Raw genomic sequence first — 7,337 nt, 5'->3', positions numbered from 1 at the left:
CGGCGCACCTGGGTCTATGCGATCCATGCCGATGAGGTGCCGGAGATCGGTTCCTATCTGAAATGGGACCGGCTGGGCGACCCGCTGTTCTTTGTGCGCGGTGACGACAACAAGATCCGCTGCTTCTACAATACCTGCCGCCATCGCGGCGCGCCGGTGGTGACGGAGGAAAAGGGCAAGGGTCGCGGCATGGTCTGCGGCTATCATGGCTGGACCTATAACCTGAAGGGCGACCTGATCAACCTGCGCGACAAGCGGGACTTTGTCGGGCTGGACCTGAAATGCAAATCGCTGATCGAGGTGCGGTGCGAGAATTTCGGCAACTGGCATTTCATCAACATGGATAAAAATGCCGGGCCGCTCATGGAGTATCTGGCCCCCGTCGTGCCCGACCTGTCGGAGTTTCAGCCGCAGAACCTGCGCCTGGCCGACCGGCACGGCGTGGTGGTGGAATGCAATGTGAAGGTGCTGCTGGATGCGTTCCTGGAGGTCTATCACCTGAAATCCATCCACCAGAATACGGTGGACCGGTTCCTGGATCATCGCGGGTCGTTCATGACGCTGTGGCCCGGCGGCCATTCGCGCATGGTCACGCCCAACCGCCGGCCCGGCTGGCAGGACCCCGGCACCAAGGGCCTGCCCGACATCCCGACCGTGGGCGAAATCGCGCGCACGGCCAATGTGTCGATCAATGTCTATCCCAACATCGTGGTACCGCCGGCCCCCACGGGCATGCCCTTCATCGTGTTCTGGCCCATCGATATAAGGCGCATGTATATTGAGGTCTGCTGGTTCTCCCCCGATTGGGGCGATGGCCCGCGCCCGGAGATCTGGGAAACCCGCATCTCCAATTTCGACCGTATCCTGGAAGAGGATACGCAGTTCGCCGACAGCATCCAGAAATCGGTGGAAAGCGGCGGCTTCACGGGCATTTCGCTGAACTATCAGGAACGCCGCATCTATCACTGGCATGAAGAACTGGACCGCCGCATCGGCGACGCGGTGCCCGACCATCTGCGGGTGGCGCAGGTGCTGGGCAAGTTTATCGAGGCCGTGAAGGCGGCTTAGTTTTCTGACGTGTTGATCCCTCTCCCTGCCATTGGCTGGCGCGGGCGGGGGCCGTCTCTCCCTCACCCTCCCACCCGCTCATGCGGGCGGGGGGCCGTTTCTCCCTCACCCTCCCACCCGCTGATGCGGGCGGGCCCCTCCCTCTCCCACCTTCGTGGGCGAGGGGTGGAAATATCGCCCCTCGCCCGCTTGCGGGAGAGGGAGGGGCCCAGGCCGCAAGGCCTGGGAGGGTGAGGGCACACCGGTTGTACTTTCCGAAAGGTCCATCCCCGTGACCCAATCCCCCATCGGCATCACCGGCTTTGGCGCCTATATCCCCCGCCTGCGCCTGTCGCGAAAGGCGATGGCGGCGGCGCTGGACTGGCTGGACCCCAACCTTGCCGCCAACGCGAAGGGCGAACGCGCCGTCGCCAATTGGGACGAGGATAGTTTGACCATGGCGGTGGAGGCGGCGCGCGACCTCTTGTCCGCCCGTTCCCTTGCCCCCGACCGGCTGGTCTTTGCCTCCACCACCCTGCCTTTCCAGGACCGGTCCAATGCCGGCCTGATCACCGACGCCTTGGGTCTGGCGGAGACGACACGCCCCGCCGATGCGACGGGCAGTCTGCGGGCCGGCACCAGCGCGCTTTTGTCGGCGTTTGAACAGACGGGCACGACGTTGCTGACGGCGGGTGACCGCCGGCTGGCGCGGCCGGGGTCGGTGCAGGATTTCAGCTATGGCCATGGGGCCGCCGCCGTCACGGTGGGGGCGGGGCCGGGGGTGATTGCCGAGTTCCTGTCCGGTCACAGCGTGTTCCGCGATCTGGTGGACCATTATCGGGCCGAGGGGGAGGAAGCCGATTACGTTCTGGAGGAACGGTGGGCGCGTGATGAAGGCTATCTGAAGATTGTGCCCGCCGCCGTGAAGGGGGCCCTTTCCCAAGCCGGAATCAGCGCCGATCAGGTGGATCATTTCATCCTGCCCGGCACCATGGCGAAGATCCAGGCGGCCCTGGCCGGAAAGCTGGGCCTGCGTTCCGACAGCGTGGTCGACCCGCTGGCCGCGAGTGTGGGCGATACCGGGGCGGCGCATGCGCTGCTGATGCTGGCCGACATTCTGGGCCGCACGCAGCCGGGGCGGGTCATCCTGCTGGTGGGCTATGGTCAGGGGGCGGATGCCATCCTGCTGCGCACCACGCCGGCGCTGGCCGATTTTATCCCCGCCACGGGGGTTGCCGGCTGGCTGGCGCGGCGGCAGGCGGAAGATCGCTATCTGAAACACCTGTCCTTTTCCGGGATGGTCGATATCCATTTCGGCATGCGGGCCGAACATGACAAGCGCACGGCCCACACAGTGGCCTATCGCAAGCGCGACATGGTCAATGGCCTGACGGGCGGGCGCTGCACGGCCTGCGGCTGTGCGCAGTTCCCGCGTACCCGCGCCTGTGTGAACCCGGCCTGCGCGGCCATCGACACGCAGGAGCCGCTGCGGCTGGCCGATGAACCGGCGGCGGTCAAGACCTTTACCGAGGATTGGCTGGGCTTCACCCCGTGTCCGCCGCTGGCCTATGGCAATGTGCAATTCGCCAATGGCGCCAATGTCATGATGGAATTCACCGACATCCAGGCGGGGCAATTGTCGGTGGGACTGCCCGTGCGTCTGGTCTTCCGCCTGAAGGATGATGACGAGAAGCGCGGCTTCCGCCGGTATTTCTGGAAAGCGACGCCCGCCGTCGCTGCCAAAGCGTGAGGCCGGGGCTGATGATGGCGGCGATACCCTCACCTTTCCAAATGATGGCGCCGACGGCACGCTTGGTGCCCTCACCCTCCCATCGGCTGGCGCCGACGGGACGCTTGTTACCCTCACCCTCCCATCGGCTGGCGCCGACGGGCCCCTCCCTCTCCCACCTTCGTGGGCGAGGGGCGGAATCTGGGGGCGGTGCAAAAGTTCAACCCTCGCCCACGAACGTGGGAGAGGGAGGGGCCCGAGCCGGAAGGCTTGGGAGGGTGAGGGCACCAGGCGTCCCGGACGCATCAGCGTTTGGGAGGGTGAGGGTCCACGTCATCGGTCACGATCATCGGGACGCGCATAAGGGAGGGGCCTGAGCATGGCCAAGGGTATCCGCGATAAGGTGGCGATCATCGGCATGGGCTGTTCGCGGTTCGGTGAACGCTGGGATGCCGGTCCCGACGATCTGATGCTGGAGGCGTTTCAGGAGTGCATCAAGGATGCCGGCATCCAGAAATCCGACATCCAGGCCGGCTGGATGGGTGTGTTCTTTGATGAACAGAGCGTCGGCAAATCGGCCCTGCCCTTGTCGATGGCACTACGTTTGCCCAACATCCCCGTCACGCGGGTGGAGAATTTGTGCGCCACGGGCACGGAGGCGCTGCGCGGGGCCGTCTATGCGGTGGCGGCGGGCGCCTGCGACATCGCCATCGCCATGGGCGTGGAAAAGCTGAAGGATACCGGCTTCGGTGGCCTGCCGGAACGGACCAAGGGCACGTTTGAGGACCTCTGGCTGCCGCAGAATACGGCGCCCGGCGGCTTCGCGCAGTTGGGTGCCGCCTATGCCGCGCGCACGCGGACGGACATGGAAGACCTGAAACGCGCCATGGCCCATATCTCGGTGAAAAGCCACGCCAACGGCGCCCTGAACCCCAAGGCGCATCTGCGCAACCCCATCACAGAACAACAGGTGCTGGATGCGCGCATGGTGGCCTATCCGCTGGGCCTGTTCGATTGTGCCGGCGTGTCGGACGGGGCGGCCTGTGCCATCGTCACCACGCCGGAGATCGCCCGGTCCCTGGGCAAGACCAATCCGGTGACGGTCAAGGCACTGCAGCTCGCCCCCAGCAACGGGGTGGAACTGGCGCACGGGTCCTGGGACGGGTCCTATACCCTGACCACCCGTATCGCGGCCAAACGCGCCTATGAGGAGGCGGGGATCAAGGACCCGCGCGCCGAACTGTCGCTGATCGAGGTGCATGATTGTTTCTCCGTCACCGAACTGGTGGTGATGGAGGATCTGGGCCTGTCGCCCGAAGGCGGGGCCGTGCGCGACGTGATGGACGGGTTCTTTGACCGTGACGGCAAGATCCCCTGCCAGATCGACGGCGGGCTGAAATGTTTCGGCCACCCGATCGGGGCCACGGGCCTGCGCATGGTCTACGAGATTTATTTGCAGCTTCAGGGGCGCGCGGGCGAACGGCAATTGCCCGACCCGCGCCTGGGCCTGACCCACAATCTGGGCGGCCTGCCCAACCGCAACATCACATCGGTCGCCATCATCGGGCGGCTGGGGGATTGAGGGGACAATGTGCCCTCACCCTCCCACCCGCTGACGCGGGCGGGCCCTCCCTCTCCCGCAAGCGGTAGAGGGGCGAAATTGAAGCCCCTCGCCCACGACAGTGGGAGAGGGAGGGGCCCGTTGGCGTCAGCCAATGGGAGGGTGAGGGAACGTGCCGCCCCCAAAAGGGAGAAGAAGAGATGACCGAAACCAGGCAATGGGGCTTCAGCGACGAAGAACTGGCCATCCTGCCCACCGTCTATCGCCCGGACCTGCTGCAGGATCAGGTGGTGGTGCTGTCGGGCGGGGGCAGCGGCATGGGCAAGGCCATGGCCTATCTGTTCACGCGGCTGGGCGCGAAGGTCATGATCTGTGGCCGGCGGGAGGAGAAACTGGCGGAGACGCGCGACGGCATCCGCCGCCTGCTGGGCCAGGACATCGCCATCATGCCCATGACCATCCGCGACCCCGATCAGGTGGACGCGCTGATGGACCGCACCATCGCGGAATTCGGGCGTATCGACCATGTGGTGAATAATGGCGGCGGACAGTTCCCGCAGGCGGCCATCGAGTTTTCCAAGAAGGGCTGGAACGCCGTCATCGACACCAATCTGAACGGCACCTGGCACATGATGCAGGCCGCCGCCCGCCGCTGGCGCGACCGGGGCGAAGCGGGATCGATCATCAATATCGTCGCCTATGTCGAACGCGGCATGCCGCAGGCGGCCCATACCTGCGCGGCACGGGCCGGCGTCATCTATCTGTCGAAATCGGTCGCCATCGAATGGGCGCCGCTGAATATCCGGGTCAATTGTGTGGCCCCCGGCACGGTGGCCACCGAAGGCTTCAACGTCTATCCGCCAGAGGCGACCGCGCGCTTTGCCGATACCAACCCGATGCGCCGCATGGGCAATGCCTGGGACGTGGCCGAGGGCGTGATCTATCTGGCCGCCCCGTCGGGCAAGTTCATCACCGGTGAGATGCTGACCATTGATGGCGGCATGCAGATGTGGGGCACCGTCTGGCCCGGCGGCGTGCCGGATTATTTCAACGTGGTGTGACGGTCGCCTTAAAAAAACAAACAGGGGGGAAGGATGGTCGGGCGTGTGACGATCGGGATGCTGGGCCTTGCCGCCCTGTTGGCCGCCAACATGGCCGCTGCTGCCCCGCCGGGCGGCGAAACGGTAAAATCCACCGATCAGTTCCAATCAGGTCGCGATGCCTTCGCCGATCCTGAAAAACTGCCGGGTGCCGCGCTGTATCAGGAGAATTGCGCCGGCTGCCACCAGGGCGGGGTGTACAAGGCGCCCCACCGCACCTGGCTGGAAATGATGACGCCTTCCATGCTGTTCAGCGCCATGAACGAAGGTATCATGCAGCCGCAGGCGGCCCATCTGTCGCGCGAACAGCGCCAGCATATCGCCGAATATCTGTCGCGCCAGAAGCTGGACGCTTTCGCCAGCGAGCCCAAGGCCAGACAATGCACGGGCAAGGCGGCGACGTTCGACCTGTCGCGCCCCGCCGCCCCCGTGGGCTGGGGCCATGATACAAGCCGGTTCGTACCCGCCGATGTGGCGGGGCTGAAGGCGGCCGACGTGCCGAAGCTGCGCCTGAAATGGGCCTTCGCCTTTCCCAACGCCATGCGTGCCCGGTCACAGCCTTCCATCGGTCTGGGCGCGGTTTTTGTGGGCAGCAAGGATGGCACCGTCTATGCCTTCGACCTGGACACGGGCTGCGTGCGCTGGACCTACAAGGCGCGGGCGGAGGTGCGGACGGGTATCGTGGTGGAGGCGTCCAAGACCAGCCCGAAGCTGTATTTCGGGGACGTGATGGCGCGCGCCTATGCGCTGGACGCCGTGACGGGCCAGGAGGTCTGGGTCACCAAGGTGGATGACCATTCCAGCGCCACCATCACCGGCACGCCCGCCCTGTTCAATGACCGGCTGTATGTGCCCGTCTCCTCGCTGGAGGTGACGGCGGCGGCGGATCCTTCCTATGCCTGCTGCACCTTCCGGGGGGCGGTGGCGGCACTGGATACGGCGACGGGCGCGCAGGCCTGGAAAAGCCACACGATCCCCGACGAACCCACACAGAAGGGCACCACCAGCGCCGGCACGCCCATTCTGGCCGCCTCCGGCGCGCCTGTCTGGAACAGCCCTTCCGTGGATGCGGCGCGCGGTGTGCTGTATGTCGGGTCGGGGGAGAATTATTCCAGCCCGGCCGATGGCAACAGCGATGCCGTCATGGCCTTCGACCTGAAGACCGGGCAGCGCCGCTGGGTGCGGCAGACGGTGGAGCGGGATGCCTGGAACGTGGCCTGCATGATGGGCGACAATCCCAATTGCCCCACCGAACGCGGGCCGGACCTGGATTACGCCGCCTCCCCCATCCTGGCCAGCCTGCCCGGCGGCGGGCAGGTGCTGCTGGGCGGGCAGAAAAGCGGCGTGGTCCATGGCTTTGACCCCGATACGGGTGTGGTGCGCTGGAGCACGCGCATCGGGCGCGGCGGGGTGCAGGGGGGCGTGCATTTCGGCATGGCGGCGGAAGGATCGCGCCTCTATGTGCCCATCTATGACATGGCCAATGCGCGCGACGGCAGCAAACCCACCGAACCGCCGCGCCCCGGCCTGTATGCCGTGGATGGGGCCACCGGCAAGCTGATCTGGAGCCACCCGGCCGAGGATGTCTGCCAGGGGCGCGAATTCTGCGATCCCGGCATCACGGCGGCGGTGGCGGCCATGCCCGGCATCGTCTTTGCCGGCCATTCTGACGGCTGGGTCCGCGCCTATGACGGGGCCACGGGCAGGATCGTGTGGAAATATGACACGACGCAGGCCGTGAAGGCGGTCAACGGCATCGACGCCAAGGGCGGATCGATGAGCGGCCCCGGCCCCGCCATCGGCGACGGCCATGTCGTGATCACGTCGGGCTACGGGCTTTATTTCAAGATGCCGGGCAATGCGCTGCTGGTGTTCGCGGCGGAGGGGAAATAAGCGCCCG

Annotated in this window: 5 protein-coding genes; all 5 read left to right on the top strand. The window is 65.8% G+C overall.

The features are described 5' to 3' along the window. On the top strand, positions 1 to 1,068 hold a 1,068-nt coding region (locus KBA48_RS22650; RefSeq protein ID WP_292910639.1), incomplete at its 5' end, for an aromatic ring-hydroxylating dioxygenase subunit alpha. 271 nt (positions 1,069 to 1,339) lie between these two features. Beyond that, positions 1,340 to 2,797 carry a 3-oxoacyl-[acyl-carrier-protein] synthase III C-terminal domain-containing protein gene (locus KBA48_RS22645; protein ID WP_292910638.1) on the top strand — a complete coding sequence of 486 codons (1,458 nt, stop codon included), beginning with the start codon at positions 1,340 to 1,342 and terminating at the stop codon, positions 2,795 to 2,797. A gap of 358 nt (positions 2,798 to 3,155) precedes the next feature. Further along, the gene (locus tag KBA48_RS22640; RefSeq protein WP_292910637.1) at positions 3,156 to 4,358 is read left to right on the top strand and encodes an acetyl-CoA acetyltransferase; all 1,203 of its coding nucleotides are present in this window, start codon (positions 3,156 to 3,158) and stop codon (positions 4,356 to 4,358) included. A 179-nt stretch (positions 4,359 to 4,537) separates the two neighbouring features. Continuing rightward, positions 4,538 to 5,398 carry an SDR family oxidoreductase gene (locus KBA48_RS22635; protein WP_292910636.1) on the top strand — a complete coding sequence of 287 codons (861 nt, stop codon included), beginning with the start codon at positions 4,538 to 4,540 and terminating at the stop codon, positions 5,396 to 5,398. Between the two features lie 33 nt (positions 5,399 to 5,431). Beyond that, complete coding sequence (locus KBA48_RS22630; RefSeq protein ID WP_292910635.1) at positions 5,432 to 7,330, top strand: PQQ-binding-like beta-propeller repeat protein; 1,899 nt, start codon at positions 5,432 to 5,434, stop codon at positions 7,328 to 7,330. The last annotated feature ends 7 nt before the right edge of the window (positions 7,331 to 7,337 follow it).

This window comes from Niveispirillum sp. (genome assembly GCF_017996735.1).
Taxonomy (GTDB): Bacteria; Pseudomonadota; Alphaproteobacteria; order Azospirillales; family Azospirillaceae; genus Niveispirillum.
This window is presented reverse-complemented; position numbering and strand designations above follow the sequence as displayed.